Below are 14,008 nucleotides of genomic sequence, written 5' to 3' on the forward strand. Positions count from 1 at the left end.
AGTCAGTTACATGAATTTTCGCATTGAAAGCGATTCGATGGGGGAGATTGAAGTACCTGTCGACGCCTATTACGGCGCGCAAACTGCTCGTTCAAAGATGAACTTTAAAATTGGCGTCGAGCAAATGCCAATTGAAATCATTCATGCGTTTGGGGTGTTGAAAAAAGCCGCCGCGCTGACCAATCATGAATTGGGAAATTTGGATGGGGACATTAAAGATCTCATATGTGCCGCCGCTGATGAAGTTGTCGCGGGCAAATTGGACAGTCATTTTCCGTTGGTTGTTTGGCAGACAGGGTCGGGTACGCAATCCAACATGAATGTTAACGAGGTGATCTCAAATCGTGCCATTCAAATGGCAGGTGGTGAGATGGGGTCTAAATCCCCGGTACACCCGAATGACCATGTCAATAAATCACAAAGTTCAAACGACACTTACCCAACTGCGATGCATATTGCCGGGGTTCAGATGATTGAAACTCATTTGATGCCAGCGATTATCAAGCTGCGCGATGTGCTTGATGGGAAAGCCAAAGCATTTGACGACATTGTGAAAATTGGCCGTACGCACTTGCAAGACGCCACGCCGCTTACTCTAGGGCAGGAAATGAGCGGCTGGGTGGCTCAATTGGATTTAGCGCTGGCGGCAGTTCAAGCGACAATGCCACAAATGAAACAGTTGGCGCTGGGCGGAACGGCAGTGGGCACAGGTCTAAACACGCATCCCGATTACGCGCAAAAAGTTGCGGCGAAAATTGGTGAGTTGACGAATATTGATTTTCGGACAGCAGACAATAAATTCGCCTACCTGGCAGCGCACGACGCGCTAGTGGGTACCCATGGCGCACTCAAGCAACTTGCTGTTGCATGTATGAAGATCGCCAATGATGTGCGCTGGCTAGCGTCTGGTCCGCGTTGTGGATTGGGCGAGTTGAGTTTACCGGAAAATGAGCCGGGTTCGTCGATCATGCCGGGCAAGGTAAATCCGACCCAGTGCGAGGCTTTAACCATGGTCTGTGTGCAGGTTATGGGCAATGATGCTGCGATGGGGATTGCTGGCAGCCAAGGCAATTTTGAACTGAATGTTTATAAGCCGGTGATGGCTTATAATCTCATCCAGTCAGTGCGTTTATTGTTTGATGGGATCAATAGTTTTAATCAGAATTGCGCTCAAGGCATAGAGCCAAACCGCGAGCAGATCGATGCGCATTTAAGCAATTCGTTGATGCTGGTGACCGCGCTTAACCCACATATTGGATATGATAATGCTGCAAAAATCGCCAAACATGCGCATAAGGCAGGCTTAACTCTTCGTCAGTCAGCGATTGAATTGGGTTTGATGAGCGGTGATGATTTTGACGCGGCGATTAAACCACAAGAAATGACTGGGCCGAAAACTTAGATTAGCGTTTTCTTATGCGTCCAGCGTGCGCAAATAGCCAACGGGCATACGCACTATTTTGCGCTGGTAGTTTTGAGCATAGGCGCTTTGTGCTTCATTTGTGCTGCCGCGACGCTTCTGGCGATAAGCTGGCACATTTGATTTTGCCGCGATCACTTGGGTTACAAATGACGCATCTGGGCGGTAATTGGCATTAAAATAGCGCGTGCGACGTGCGGCTGGTTCTAAAACCATTGGCAAGTTTTGTTCCGAATTGACCCGGTTTGTTTCGTTTTGGTTCGAACTCATGACACACTCCGCTTAAAAGCAAGCCATTGTTTCAAAATGATACAGAATGGATGGCTCACACCCATTATATTGCAATGAGCGTGCCAAGAATAAAGGTTTTGTTAACTTTTAACCCCTGAAAAGCGGGGAAATGGTTAAAACTGGTCTTTTGCTTTCCGAAGGGCAGCAAAGGTTTCCACCGGATCGTTTCCATCCAAGTTGAGTGATTTTGCTAGTGTTGCCTCATCGGCGCGCAAGAACGGGTTGGCCTGTTTTTCAATGGACATTTTTGTTGGTAAGGTGGGTTGCCCAGCGTTCAGTTGCCTGTCGATTTCCTGCATGCGCTCAATCAAAACTTGATTGTTAGGGTCAATTGTTTTGGCGAAGGCGGCATTTGAAGCGGTATATTCGTGACCGCAGTAAAGATCTGTTTCATCAGGAAGTACGCGCAGTCGTTTAAGCCCTGCCCACATTTGATCGGCTGGGCCGTCAAACATCCTGCCGCATCCAAGAGAAAACAATGCATCACCTGCAAAAAGGGTGGGTTGTTCGTCAAGAAAATAGGCGATGTGCCCAAAGGTGTGCCCAGGGGTTGAAATGACCCTGAGATGCCCAGCGCCAAATTCAAGTATGTCGTTTGGTTTCACCAGTTCGTCCAACTCGTCTATTTGTTTCGCTTCGGCAGCGGGTCCATAAACGGTTAAATCGAAATGTTTGCGTAAAGGCGCAATGCCATCAGTATGATCCCAATGATGGTGGGTTATAAATATCTTTGTGGGCACCAACCCCAATTTTTTGCAGGCATCGACGATTGGCGCGGCATCAGGCGCATCAATTAGGGCAACTTCGCTTGTTGTTGTGCATTCAAGAATGAGCGCATAATTTGTTTCCAAGGCGGGAATTTGATGAATTTTGAACATGGTTGCCTCTAAGGTTTGCCGAATTGAATTCGAACTTTAAATTGTTGGCACATAAATGCATAGTGTGGGTTCACTCAGTTCTAAAAAGTAGAAGCAGATGTTTGCTGTTATCGACGAGTTGCTGCAATTTTACCGCTCTCCATTGGGACGAATATCTCGACGTCTAATTCAAGATGTTATGGGTGAGTTGATTGAAGACGCAAACGGGCAGCGGGTGGTTGGCCTTGGGTTTAGTACGCCTTATTTAAAGTCGCTGACGCAAAATGCAGAACGGGTTATGGCTCTTATGCCAGCCAGACAAGGTGCGCAGGTTTGGCCCAAAGAGGGGCCATGTTGCACGGCGCTTGTGGATCCGCTTGAATTGCCGTTTACCGATAGCGCAGTTGATCTAGTGGTGGCAAACCACCTCTTTGAATATGCGCGTGAACCAGAAGAGCTAATGCAGGAGCTTTGGCGTATAACGACGCCTGGTGCTCGGCTGGTGATCGTTGTGCCCCGTCGTCGTGGCCTATGGGCCCAGCGGGACAATACCCCATTTGGGCATGGGCATCCGTTTTCGCGCAACCAATTGAGTAAACTATTGCGCGCGCATTCGTTCACGCCTGAGATTTGGCGAGAAGCCCTTTATCTGCCCCCGAGTAATTTTGGCCCGGTGTTAAAGTTTGCGCGATTGTTCGAAGGCATCGGTCGACTAGCGGGGCCAGCCTTTTCAGGGGTTATGGTGGTGCGTGCCCGTAAAGAAATGTTTCCAGCGGTCACGAGAAAACGCCAGACCCGGCGTTTGGTGAATTTTCCAGAATTTGCGCCCCAGCCTGCATATCCAAACAACGCCAGTTAAGCAATTCGCATAAATCGAACCAAAATCGGTGGGTTTGCTTTGCGCTTTGGTGGTGTCCTCATTAAGGTGCAGCGCTGCAAATACAACTCAAACAAAACGAGCAGGAATAGTGTCAGACCGTCCTCAGGTTAATCCATCCATATTGGAAATCGCTGCTTATGTGCCGGGCAAATCCAAAGCCGCGCCGGGCATTGAGCCAATTAAATTGTCTGCAAACGAATCGCCATTGGGCGCAAGCCCAAAAGCCATCGAGGCTTATCGATATCATAGCGGCGATTTAGCGATTTATCCGGACGGATCGACGAGCGAATTGCGTAAAGCAATTGGTGAGGTACATGGTCTTGATCCCAATCGGATTGGTGTTGGGTCCGGCTCAGACGAATTGCTTCATTTGATTGCCCAGCTATATCTTCAGCCGGGTGACGAAGCAGTGATGTCCCAATTCGGTTTTTTGGTTTACCCGATTGTTACGCGTGGGGCAGGCGGGCGCCCCGTCTTCGCCCTCGAAACAGATTTGAAAACAGACGTTGATGCGATGTTGGCTGCGGTAAATGAGAAAACAAAGATTGTTTATGTTGCCAATCCGAACAACCCAACAGGCAGCTATTTATCGGCGGATGAACTTGATCGCTTGCATGCCGGGTTGCCCAAACATGTTCTGTTGGTGATCGACGCGGCATATGCCGAATATGTCGACGCGCCGGACTATAAGTTGGGTATTGACCTTGTTGATGCGCACGAGAACGTTGTGATGACGCGGACATTCTCCAAAATTGGCCTTGCGAATTTGCGGGTTGGTTGGCTTTATGGGCCCGCTCATTTTATGGATGTGTTTAACCGGTTACGCGGGCCGTTTAATGTAAATGGCGCTGCGATGAAGGCTGCAACTGCCGCCGTTCGGGACGTGGAATTTACCGCGAAATTGAAGGCCCACAACAAACGAATGCGCGACAAGTTGGTGGCTGAATTGCAGTCTAACTGGTTCCGTACGAGAGCGAGCCAAGGCAATTTTGTGCTGACTGAGTTCTCCGACGAAGTTGGTTACACCGCAAAAGATGCATTTGAAGCGCTGCTGGCAAGGGGCTTAGTTGTGCGAGAAATGGGCAGCTATAGTTTGCCTCATGCGTTGCGCATTTCAATTGGCCACGAAAAAGATATGACATTGCTGATGCAGGTGCTGCACGGCATGCGAAAGAATTGAAGACAAGATGTTCAACAAAGTTGCAATAATCGGGATCGGCCTTATTGGTTCATCCCTTGCGCAGGCAATTGCTAGAGGGCAGTTGGCCAAAGAAGTCTCCATATCGGATAAAAATGAAGCTTACCTGCAAGAAGCAGAAAAGCTTGGGCTGGGGACGCATTATAGTTCTGACCCAGTGATCGCGGTGAAGGATGCAGATCTCGTCATCTTATGCACCCCTGTTGGTGCGTATAAAGCCATCGTCGAGCAAATTGCTGCTTCACTCGCACCCAAGTCCATTTTAACCGATGTGGGTTCCGTAAAAGGACATGTGGTAAAAACGCTGGCCGACTTACTTCCAGATCATGTTGAATTTGTGCCGGGTCACCCTATTTCAGGTTCTGAGAATTCGGGCCCAAGCGCTGGTTACGCCGAACTGTTTGACAATCGTTGGTGCATTCTAACTCCAGCGGAACGCTCAAGCGATGCCGGCGTTGAAAAACTGCAGCGGTTTTGGGAAGCCGTGGGCAGTGACGTTGAGGTTATGGATGCAGAACATCATGATATGGTGTTGGCCATTACCAGCCATTTGCCTCACCTAATCGCTTACAATATTGTGGGCACCGCCGACCATTTGGAGAGCGTCACGAAATCGGAAGTGATTAAGTTTTCCGCAGGTGGTTTTCGGGATTTTACGCGGATTGCTGCGTCCGACCCGGAAATGTGGCGCGATGTGTTTTTGACCAATCGCGAGGCTGTTATGGAAATGCTCGGACGCTTCTCGGAAGACTTATCCATGCTGCAGCGTGCGGTACGTTTTGGCGACGGGGAAATGCTCGAAGAATTGTTCACCCGCACCCGCAATATTCGACGTTCAATCATTGACGCGGGTCAAGAAATTGATGCACCAGATTTTGGTCGCCAAGTGGTCGTTCCGGAAGATGAAACGGGCGACGAATAAGCTAAAATCAGAATAACGCTGGCACGAAAAACAATGGTGCAACACCAATGCTTACGGTGCCAGCATTAGCTGTCCATAGTGATTTATATTCGCCATCTGCGTTTGCGACACCAAAGATTGTCGGCGCAAGTATTCCATACGCTTCTGGATCAAACAGTTCGACCAAGCCTTTGGATTGGGTGGTTGCCTTCCCGCTCAGCTGGCCCTGTGCGTCCAAGTACATCTCACCATTTGCGGTGAACTGGATTTCTTTTGCAGCGAAATCAATATTGTGAATGATAAGTTTGCCGTCTGCATTTTGCCATTGCCGAAGAATGGTTGGATATTGCCACTTATTTACATTGCGATTGAGTTCACTAACTTCAAATTCAATATTGAGGGCGGCGTTTTCCACCCCAAGTTCAATAAGATTTGCGTCTTCCGTTTTAAAGAAAGCTTGCAGTCCCGCGTCAGCATTTTGCGTTGCAATTAGGTGGCCTTCAAATGCTTTTGCATTCGCCAGCTCGATCTTACCTAACAGATCGTCGACCAACTTTAAATTCTGTGCGATCGCTGAAATGCGCATCAGTTCCATGCTCCAGTTTAATCGTCCGCTAAGTTGGAGCTGGGTGAAGTCCAATTGACGTTGGCTGCCGGTAAATTCATTGCGCCAATTGATGGGCGCATCTGCAAACCCGATTATGTGGGTTGGGCTATAGATCCGAACGGTTGCTTTGATGTTGGCAACATCAATTTGCTCGTCGCCGGTTATCACTGTCGCATTTTTGCAGTTAACGTCGTAGCGGAACGGAAATCCGACAATGGATCTCTCGTCGCAGCGGATTTGCGGATCGCTATTTGTTGATGCGAGCTGATCTAACTGCTCACTGATGAGCGTGGTGCCGTAAAACCAGCCGCCTGTCCAAGCGAGAACCAATACGAGTATGATTGCAATGAGTATTTTGAATTTGGTCATAGATGATGATCTAGCGCGGGTTTAACTGCTTGTCACCCCATATGGGACGACATGTTTTACATAGTGGTTGTTGTTGAACTGGCGTGGAAAGATTATAAGTCATGTTCGACTTTATATTCCTCATCAATATGGTCAATTTATGGGTCACTGGGTTTTTGGTTATGGTTCGCTTATTTGGCGGCCCGGGTTTGAGCATAAAGATGCGCGGCAAGGTCTTTTGCGCGGATTACACAGGCAGTTGTGTATTTATTCATTTACCCATCGGGGAACCGAAGACCGACCGGGTTTGGTGTTCGGCCTTGACCGGGGCGGCGCTTGTCGGGGGATGGCTTTTGAAGTCGAAGATGCGATCTGGGATGAAACACATGTTTATTTGCGTGAGCGTGAGCAGGGCAATGATGTTTATAAGGAAAGCTGGCGTTCAGTGACGCTTGACGACGGGCGGGTTGTGAACGCGCTGACTTTTGTCGCAGACCGCAGCCATCGCCAATATGCAGGCCGCCTATCGCGGGAAGATCAATTGCGGCTTGTGCGGCAAGGCATTGGCAATTCTGGCAAAAACCCAGAATATGTCATCAATACTTATGCACATTTGGCGCAAATGAAGATCAAGGATGAAACGCTAAAATGGCTTCATGACGCCTTAATTGAAAGCGATTGACGCCGCTTCACTAAGCGGCGCGGCGCTCCGGGTAAAGACGCGCAGCCTCCAAGTCCCAGATCATGGTCAAGGGGGGCATTTCATTATCAGCCAATTCAAATACATAAGCACTGTCGGCCACATGCACTGATTTTAAAAAGGCCCGGCGGCTCTGTTCGTCATGGATCAAGTTTTCACCTGTTCCTACCCACAAAGCATCTTCTCCACCTTCAGTGTATTTTGACAAAAGACAGAGTTGGTTGCCAGCCATATTGAGATCGGCGAGGCCAATTTTTACAAGGGTATAGGTACGTCCAGTTCGGCCCACCCATTTGGCGGCTTGATCGGAATTGTTCAAACTAATTCGTCGAATGGCTTCTGACATTACATTCCCCGATTCTTTTCCAATACCCTAGAAGAACAAAAATAGAACAAATCTATTCTTTTGTCAAACGGGTATTTGGATAAGTACCACATATATGGTGAACGGGAGATGAATTGTCAATATATAGGGGTTTAGGCGCGATGGGCGTCAATTCTTGCTTGTAGCGCAGGGGTGATAGGGCGTGCGATTCCTTGCTCGATATCCTGCATCAACATTTTGGTTGTTTCAGGCTCAATTCGCTCTTGGATGGTTTGGTGAAACTCTTCCATACTTAGGCCTGCCGGAATGGGTTTCATATATTTTGCGCGTGCGGTGCCCGGCCAAAGAATGAGTGAATTGCGGGGCCAGTAAAGCCCCGAGGTAACAGCAACCGGGACAACCGGGACATTTTGAGCCACATACATTTTGGCCAATCCCCATTTGTAACGCGGCTCGTCCAAGGGCGCGCGACGGGTGCCTTCTGGGTAAATAACGATCCGGCAACCGCGTTCGACCGCTGCTTTGCCTTGCTTGACCATTTGCGGTAGTGCGGATTGACCATTTTTACGGTCGATTGAAATTGTATGGAAATTTTGCATGCACCAGCCAAAAAACGGGATGTCGAGCAATTCTTTTTTGGCAATGAATGTTGGTCGACCATTGGTTGCCGCAAGCAAAGCAAAAATGTCCCAGTCGGACATGTGTTTCGAAGCGATGATGAAGGGGCCATCGGGCAGATTTTCCTGACCGGTGATTTCGGTTTTGATGCCGACAATCCATCGCAACAGAAATAGGTTTGCGACATACCAGAATTTGACGACCCACCAGCCAGACATTTTTGGGCCAAACAGGGAATAAATGCCAAAAGGAATAGCGAGCACAGCGGTCAAAGAAAAAAAGAACGCGTAGAAAATGAGCGACCGAATAGCTTGGATAATCATCTGGGTTACTTTCAACTTTGTTGTGTGCCTGATTGCGTGCAGGTCGTTTTATCGTGCGCCCTTTATGGCGCAACTTGTGTCAAAAAGCGATGGACGGTGATCCGCGATGTAATTGCGGTCAATATCGCAATGACTGCAACCACAAGAATAAGCCCTAAAAGTCCAAACCATCCAAGGGTGAACTGACCAAAAAGAAGCTCAACCTGCGTCGCACTTTGCACGGGCAAAACCGCGTTTGTAATCGTGCTGGCGATAAAGAAAAACAGGATCGACATCGCTCCACCAATCAGACCGCCTTGCAATCCGATAGCCAAAAACCGTTCCTGAAATGCGCCAGCAATATAGTTATCCGAAGCGCCGATGAAATGCAGAACATCAACAATTTCACGATTTGTGGCCATAGCGCCGCTGGTGGCGAAAACAATTGTGAGCACTGTGGCGGCCAAAATAAGCGCCAATGCGAGGGTGCCAGATAGAACGACTGTACCAGCCATGGCGTTCAATTGTTGTTGCCAGAGGGCGTGGGTGTCCACGCTTGCTTCTGGAACGGCGGTGACCAATTTGGTTTTTAGCGCTTCAAGATCAAAAACTGCTGGGTTATTGAGCTGGACGATCACCAACCGAGGCACGTTGAACGTGCTGATGTCGAACTTTTCTCCCAACCATGGGGTCAACAAGTCTTGGCTATCTTCTAATGTTAGTTCAAAGGCACGGCCGACACCGGGCGACTGCTGGGCCAGCGAAATCGCGGTTCGGATATTGGACAGCATCACTTCTTCTTCAACCGGCTGCAATTGGATCGTTACCTCTCGTCCGACTTCTGACGACCATGCCAGCGCAGAATTTTGGACCAAGTAAACCGAGCCAAAAGTGGCGCAGCTCAAAAAAGTCATAATCCCGACAAGCAATGCAAGCGTGCGGCCAGCGATTGATTGGCGTGGCACAATCGGGAACGGTGTTTTTGATTTGAGCGAGAGCGTTGTAAGTAACTGATTAAACTTTGACATTGACGCCTCCATCTTCCAATTGCAAACGCGGAAACTTGAACTTATCGAGCAAATGGTGTTCGTGACTGGCCAGAATTATGGTTGTGCCCATCCGGTTTAGTTCGACAAACAAATGCAGTAAGCGTTCAGAAAGCTCTGGATCCACATTTCCTGTAGGTTCGTCGGCGAGCAGTAACTCTGGCTTTGCGATCACCGCGCGCGCAATCGCTGCGCGTTGTTTCTCGCCGCCGGATAAAAGCTCTGGGCGCACATTCATCTGGTGGCCAAGGCCCACCCAATCTAAAAGTTCTTCAACATTTGATTTATATGCTTCTTCGGGCTCACCACGAACCGCGAGTGGCAATGCAACATTTTCAAATGTTGTAAGATGTTCCAGCAACCTGAACTCTTGAAAAACAATCCCAATGCGTTGCCGCATTTGCATTAATGCGGATTTGTCCAAGATGGCCGTGTTCTGCTCAAACATTTCCATGCGACCATTTGTTGGCCGCAAAGAGAGCAATAACAGGCGCAACAATGACGTTTTGCCGGAGCCTGATGGCCCGGTGAGAAAGTGAAATGAGCCAGGGTCGATATTGAAACTCAGGTCTTTTAGTATTTCTGGTCCGGTTCCATACCGAAGCCCGACATTTTCGAATTTGATCAAGATCCACTCCCGAATCACCATTTAGAAACCATTTTAACAGTGATGTATAATTTAGCGCTGATTAGTAGCAGGTTTTTTCGGAGTGTTAACACAATCAGCGTTAGATTTGTGCCCAGTTTAGTCATCGGTTTTTACAATGATCATTGTATGTCCAAATTGTAGCACACGTTATGAAGTTGCCGCGCAAGCGATTGGCGACCGTGGTCGTTCTGTGCAATGCGCGACTTGCCAACAGTCTTGGCATGCAAAAGAGCATATTGAGAAAGACCTTGTCGCCCAAGTGGATGATGCACTTGAGGATGCTGCCGAAACCGATTCGAACGCAGATTACGAGCCTGCGGATGAAGATGCCTTGGACGTTGCGTTCAATGCTGAAGAAGACAATGCGCAGAGCGAGCAGTTCGCGGCGCCTGATCCCACAGATCAAATGAGCAGTGAAATTGATCTGGTTGCGGAACCGCCAGGTGCAAACGAAGTGCCGCCGCAAAAAGGCGATGCGGGTTCAGACGCTGTTGAGAGCGCTAGGGATGCGGCCCAGATTGTCATCAACTCCATCAATGATGATGACGAAGTTGAGTTGCAGTCCTATGCCGGCCGACGACGTCAACAAATCGAGCGGATGAAGCGTTCGCGGCGCATTGCAAAACGTAAGCGGGAAATCGCGCGTGCCCTGCCGATGGCAAAGCTTAGGCGCAACGTTAGTTACGGCGCACTTGGCGCTACGGTTGTTGTTTTAGGGGTAGTGCTTGGCTTTAGAGACAAGTTGGTGCAGAATTATCCTGATTTGGCGGGTTTTTACCGGCTTTTCGGTCAAAGTGTGAATGTTGTTGGTCTTGAGTTTGCAAATGTTAAAACTGATCGGCTTTGGCGCGATGGACATGAAGTATTGTCGGTGCGTGCTGACATTGCAAATATTACGGGCCGGATGATTTATTTGCCGCCCATTCGCGTGGTGCTGCTTGGTGAGGAGGGTGAGATTATATATGAATGGAACACTACACCTAGTCTTGCTGTACTTGAATCTACGGGTGTTTTTGAGTTCAAAACAGAACTGTCTTCACCACCAAATGATGTAAAGCGCGTTAAAATGAAGTTTTTGGAGTGGCACGTCAAACCAAGGCTTATGGAAAAATCAAATGCTGACAATTTACAAATGAGCTCAGCTAAACCAAGACAGAGACAATCTGTTTACGCCGGAACCAATGTCGCTGCGGAGCGATTGAAGGCGTTTAATAAATAATCAGGAGAAGATCGGGATGGCGAAAATTTTATTGGCAGAGGACGACCCCAGTGTTCGCGGTTTTGTTAGTCGAGCGCTGGAAATGGATGGTCACGATGTGGTGGTTACCGAAGATGGTGGTCTTGCTGCTGAGGCGGTGCTTGAGCATGAGGGCGCATTTGATCTTTTGCTATCTGACATTAAGATGCCCGTGATGGACGGCATTGCGCTTGCGCTAAGTGTTGCTGCACAATATCCCGACATTACAATTTTGCTGATGACCGGATTTGCGGATCAGCGAGAACGCGCCCATGGGTTGGATGCATTGGTACATGATATTGTGCCAAAACCCTTCACCCTTGCCGATATCCGCGCAAAAGTTGCACAGGCGCTAGAAGGTGGCGCCGTGGAAAAAATGACTTTGGCAAAAACGCTTGGGGCGTAGGCGGATTTTTTAATGCTCAAAAGTTTCATATTAAACTGTTGCATTTTTTATCCCCATCAGTAGATTTTAGGCACGGCACAGCCCGTGCCTCCCGCCTCCGTTTAGGGGAAGTATTTGCATATTGGGTAGTTTTTCGAATTTGAACCCGTCGTACGGGCAATGCGCATAAGGGGGAATTGCGCTATTGGTCCGTTGGAAGGTTCTGTAAAATGAAACTATCTGCACCAATCTATCAGCTGAAACGACAAGCAAAACTCCTTGCAAGACAAAACAAAATGCCATTGCATCAGGCGCTGGACCAAATTGCGCGCACGCAAGGGTTTGCCAGCTGGAGTTTACTGAGCGCTAAGGCGCAGTCCGTTGATCAGGTCGAAAAGTTTGCGAAAATGTTGTGTCCCGCTGACATGGTTTTACTGGGTGGGCGTCCCGGACATGGCAAAACAATGGTGGCACTTGAAGTTGCATTCTTAAAACTGAAGTCAGGCTTTGACGCCTATTTCTTTACACTAGAATATCACGACAAAGAATTGAGTAATCGTCTTGCTGGTATGGCGAACGGCGACATTCATACTCAACTCATTGTCGATACATCGGACAAGATTTGCGCAGACTACGTGATTGAAAAAATGGAAAATGCGCCACAAGGTGCTGTTGGTGTGATCGACTATCTCCAACTCTTGGATCAAAGACGCACCACACCTGAACTTGGCATTCAACTCAAGCAATTGAATGACTTTGCGCGATCATCAGACGTCACCCTTGTATTGATTTCGCAAATTGATCGGGCGTTTGAGCGTTCGGGTAAAGACTTTCCCGACCTTGGGGATGTCCGCCAGCCCAATCCGATTGATCTGCAATTATTCAACAAGACTTGCTTTGTGCATGATCAGCAGTTGCGCTGGAATAAAGCGGCTTAAAATTGGATAAAGTGCGGGGCAGATTGCCCCGCATGCTTTATTCCAACCATTCCGGCACACTATCCAAATCGATAAGTGCCTCAAGATCCTGGCGTTCGCGAATAACGTGGAAACGGTCACCGTCGACCAGCACTTCTGCACAGAGCGCACGTGTATTGTAGGTACTAGACATCACCGCACCATATGCACCCGCACTCATGATGGCGATATATTCGCCCTCGTTGACTTTGGGAAGTTGCCGGTTGCGTGCTAGATAATCGCCTGTCTCACACACAGGGCCAACAATGTCGCCGCGCTTTTGAAGTAATTGGTGATCTTCGACCAGAGGTTGGGTTTCGTGGTGAGCTTCATAAAGCGTTGGGCGGATCATGTCGTTCATACCAGCATCAACGATGATGAATGTGCGATCTGCACCTTCTTTTATGTATTCAACTTTGGTGACGAATATCCCGGCATTGCCTGCGATTAATCGGCCTGGCTCAAGGATCAATTCGCAGTCCAAATCTTTGACGTTCTTAAAAACCACCTGCGCATAGGCCAGTGGGTCAGGTGGTACATCGTTTGAATTTCCATAAGGAATACCTAAGCCACCGCCCACATCCACATGGCGAATATTGTGGCCCTCTTCACGTAAACCACTGACCAATTCTGCCAATAGTTTAAACGCATGATCAAATGGTTCAAGCTCAGTGATCTGAGAGCCGATATGCATATCAATGCCGGTAGCATCCAAGTGCTTTAATGCGGCAATGCGCTTATAGACGTTGCTTGCCCGTTCAAATGGAATGCCGAATTTGTTTTCCGCTTTGCCGGTGGAGATTTTGGCGTGGGTTTTCGCGTCAACATTTGGGTTGATGCGCACAGAAATAGGGGCCACTTTGCCCATCGCTTTTGCGACCTCATTGAGGCGCTCTAGTTCGGGTTCGCTTTCTGCGTTGAAGCACTTGATGCCAGCTTCTAGGCCGAGTTGCATCTCTTCGCGGGTTTTCGCGACGCCAGAGAAAACGATCTTGTTCGCTGGAATACCTGCCCTAAGGGCACGTTTTAACTCGCCTAAAGAAACAACATCTGCACCTGCGCCCATCTTTGCAACTAGGCGCAACATCGCTTGGTTCGAGTTTGCCTTCATGGCATAGGCCACGAGTGTATCAACACCCTTAAATGCGTCCTGCATCACTTGAATATGCCGGGTAAAGGTCGCGGTGGAGTAAACATAAAAGGGAGTGCCAACGTCGCCTGCAAGTTCTGTTAGATCGACGTCTTCGGCATGCAAATGGCCATTGCGATATTGAAAGTGATGCACCAT

Annotated in this window: 16 protein-coding genes; 8 read left to right on the forward strand and 8 right to left on the reverse strand. The window is 48.7% G+C overall.

From position 1 onward, the window contains the following. Window positions 1-10 precede the first annotated feature (10 nt). The gene (gene fumC / locus ACSHWX_RS10085; RefSeq protein WP_435668087.1) at window positions 11-1,402 is read left to right on the forward strand and encodes a class II fumarate hydratase; all 1,392 of its coding nucleotides are present in this window, start codon (window positions 11-13) and stop codon (window positions 1,400-1,402) included. Between the two features lie 12 nt (window positions 1,403-1,414). On the opposite strand, the gene ACSHWX_RS10090 is transcribed toward fumC, so the two are convergent. Both ACSHWX_RS10090 and gloB read right to left on the reverse strand, forming a co-directional pair. Then, complete coding sequence (locus ACSHWX_RS10090; RefSeq protein ID WP_435668088.1) at window positions 1,415-1,690, reverse strand: hypothetical protein; 276 nt, start codon at window positions 1,688-1,690, stop codon at window positions 1,415-1,417. Between the two features lie 134 nt (window positions 1,691-1,824). Continuing rightward, window positions 1,825-2,589, reverse strand: a complete 765-nt coding sequence (gene gloB / locus ACSHWX_RS10095) for a hydroxyacylglutathione hydrolase (RefSeq protein WP_435668089.1) — start codon at window positions 2,587-2,589, stop codon at window positions 1,825-1,827. Window positions 2,590-2,686: 97 nt separating this feature from the next. On the opposite strand from gloB, the gene ACSHWX_RS10100 reads away from it, so the two are divergent. From ACSHWX_RS10100 to ACSHWX_RS10110, 3 genes are all read left to right on the forward strand, one after another. Continuing rightward, entirely contained in the window at window positions 2,687-3,427 is a 741-nt protein-coding gene (locus tag ACSHWX_RS10100) for a class I SAM-dependent methyltransferase (protein WP_435668090.1), read from the forward strand. 109 nt (window positions 3,428-3,536) lie between these two features. Then, complete coding sequence (locus ACSHWX_RS10105; protein ID WP_435668091.1) at window positions 3,537-4,628, forward strand: pyridoxal phosphate-dependent aminotransferase; 1,092 nt, start codon at window positions 3,537-3,539, stop codon at window positions 4,626-4,628. A gap of 7 nt (window positions 4,629-4,635) precedes the next feature. Further along, window positions 4,636-5,568: a prephenate/arogenate dehydrogenase family protein gene (locus tag ACSHWX_RS10110; protein WP_435668092.1), complete on the forward strand. Its 933-nt coding sequence runs from the start codon at window positions 4,636-4,638 to the stop codon at window positions 5,566-5,568. A gap of 7 nt (window positions 5,569-5,575) precedes the next feature. Here ACSHWX_RS10110 and ACSHWX_RS10115 read toward each other — a convergent pair whose 3' ends face one another. Continuing rightward, window positions 5,576-6,523 carry a DUF2125 domain-containing protein gene (locus ACSHWX_RS10115; RefSeq protein WP_435668093.1) on the reverse strand — a complete coding sequence of 316 codons (948 nt, stop codon included), beginning with the start codon at window positions 6,521-6,523 and terminating at the stop codon, window positions 5,576-5,578. Window positions 6,524-6,662: 139 nt separating this feature from the next. Here ACSHWX_RS10115 and ACSHWX_RS10120 point away from each other — a divergent pair, with 139 nt between their 5' ends. Next, window positions 6,663-7,184, forward strand: coding sequence for a gamma-glutamylcyclotransferase (locus tag ACSHWX_RS10120; protein ID WP_435668094.1), 522 nt, complete (start codon window positions 6,663-6,665; stop codon window positions 7,182-7,184). A gap of 10 nt (window positions 7,185-7,194) precedes the next feature. Here the strand turns inward: ACSHWX_RS10120 and ACSHWX_RS10125 are convergent, their stop codons facing one another. The 4 genes from ACSHWX_RS10125 to ftsE all read right to left on the reverse strand — a co-directional run bounded on the left by ACSHWX_RS10125 (window position 7,195) and on the right by ftsE (window position 10,121). Continuing rightward, window positions 7,195-7,548 carry a hypothetical protein gene (locus tag ACSHWX_RS10125; protein WP_435668095.1) on the reverse strand — a complete coding sequence of 118 codons (354 nt, stop codon included), beginning with the start codon at window positions 7,546-7,548 and terminating at the stop codon, window positions 7,195-7,197. A gap of 131 nt (window positions 7,549-7,679) precedes the next feature. Further along, the gene (locus tag ACSHWX_RS10130; protein ID WP_435668096.1) at window positions 7,680-8,468 is read right to left on the reverse strand and encodes a lysophospholipid acyltransferase family protein; all 789 of its coding nucleotides are present in this window, start codon (window positions 8,466-8,468) and stop codon (window positions 7,680-7,682) included. Window positions 8,469-8,530: 62 nt separating this feature from the next. Further along, on the reverse strand, window positions 8,531-9,475 hold the full coding sequence (locus tag ACSHWX_RS10135) for a cell division protein FtsX (RefSeq protein ID WP_435668097.1): 945 nt from the start codon (window positions 9,473-9,475) through the stop codon (window positions 8,531-8,533). Next, on the reverse strand, window positions 9,462-10,121 hold the full coding sequence (gene ftsE / locus ACSHWX_RS10140; RefSeq protein WP_435668098.1) for a cell division ATP-binding protein FtsE: 660 nt from the start codon (window positions 10,119-10,121) through the stop codon (window positions 9,462-9,464). The genes ACSHWX_RS10135 and ftsE overlap by 14 nt, the downstream gene beginning before the upstream one ends. 136 nt (window positions 10,122-10,257) lie before the next feature. On the opposite strand from ftsE, the gene ACSHWX_RS10145 reads away from it, so the two are divergent. From ACSHWX_RS10145 to ACSHWX_RS10155, 3 genes are all read left to right on the forward strand, one after another. Then, window positions 10,258-11,361: a zinc-ribbon domain-containing protein gene (locus ACSHWX_RS10145; protein ID WP_435668099.1), complete on the forward strand. Its 1,104-nt coding sequence runs from the start codon at window positions 10,258-10,260 to the stop codon at window positions 11,359-11,361. 16 nt (window positions 11,362-11,377) lie between these two features. Further along, window positions 11,378-11,785, forward strand: a complete 408-nt coding sequence (locus ACSHWX_RS10150; RefSeq protein ID WP_435668100.1) for a response regulator — start codon at window positions 11,378-11,380, stop codon at window positions 11,783-11,785. Window positions 11,786-11,994: 209 nt separating this feature from the next. Continuing rightward, window positions 11,995-12,702, forward strand: coding sequence for a DNA helicase (locus tag ACSHWX_RS10155; protein WP_435668101.1), 708 nt, complete (start codon window positions 11,995-11,997; stop codon window positions 12,700-12,702). Between the two features lie 37 nt (window positions 12,703-12,739). On the opposite strand, the gene lysA is transcribed toward ACSHWX_RS10155, so the two are convergent. Next, window positions 12,740-14,005, reverse strand: a complete 1,266-nt coding sequence (gene lysA / locus ACSHWX_RS10160) for a diaminopimelate decarboxylase (RefSeq protein WP_435668189.1) — start codon at window positions 14,003-14,005, stop codon at window positions 12,740-12,742. Window positions 14,006-14,008: the final 3 nt, after the last annotated feature.

The organism is Maritalea sp., from assembly GCF_051251695.1.
Classification (GTDB): Bacteria; Pseudomonadota; Alphaproteobacteria; order Rhizobiales; family Devosiaceae; genus Maritalea.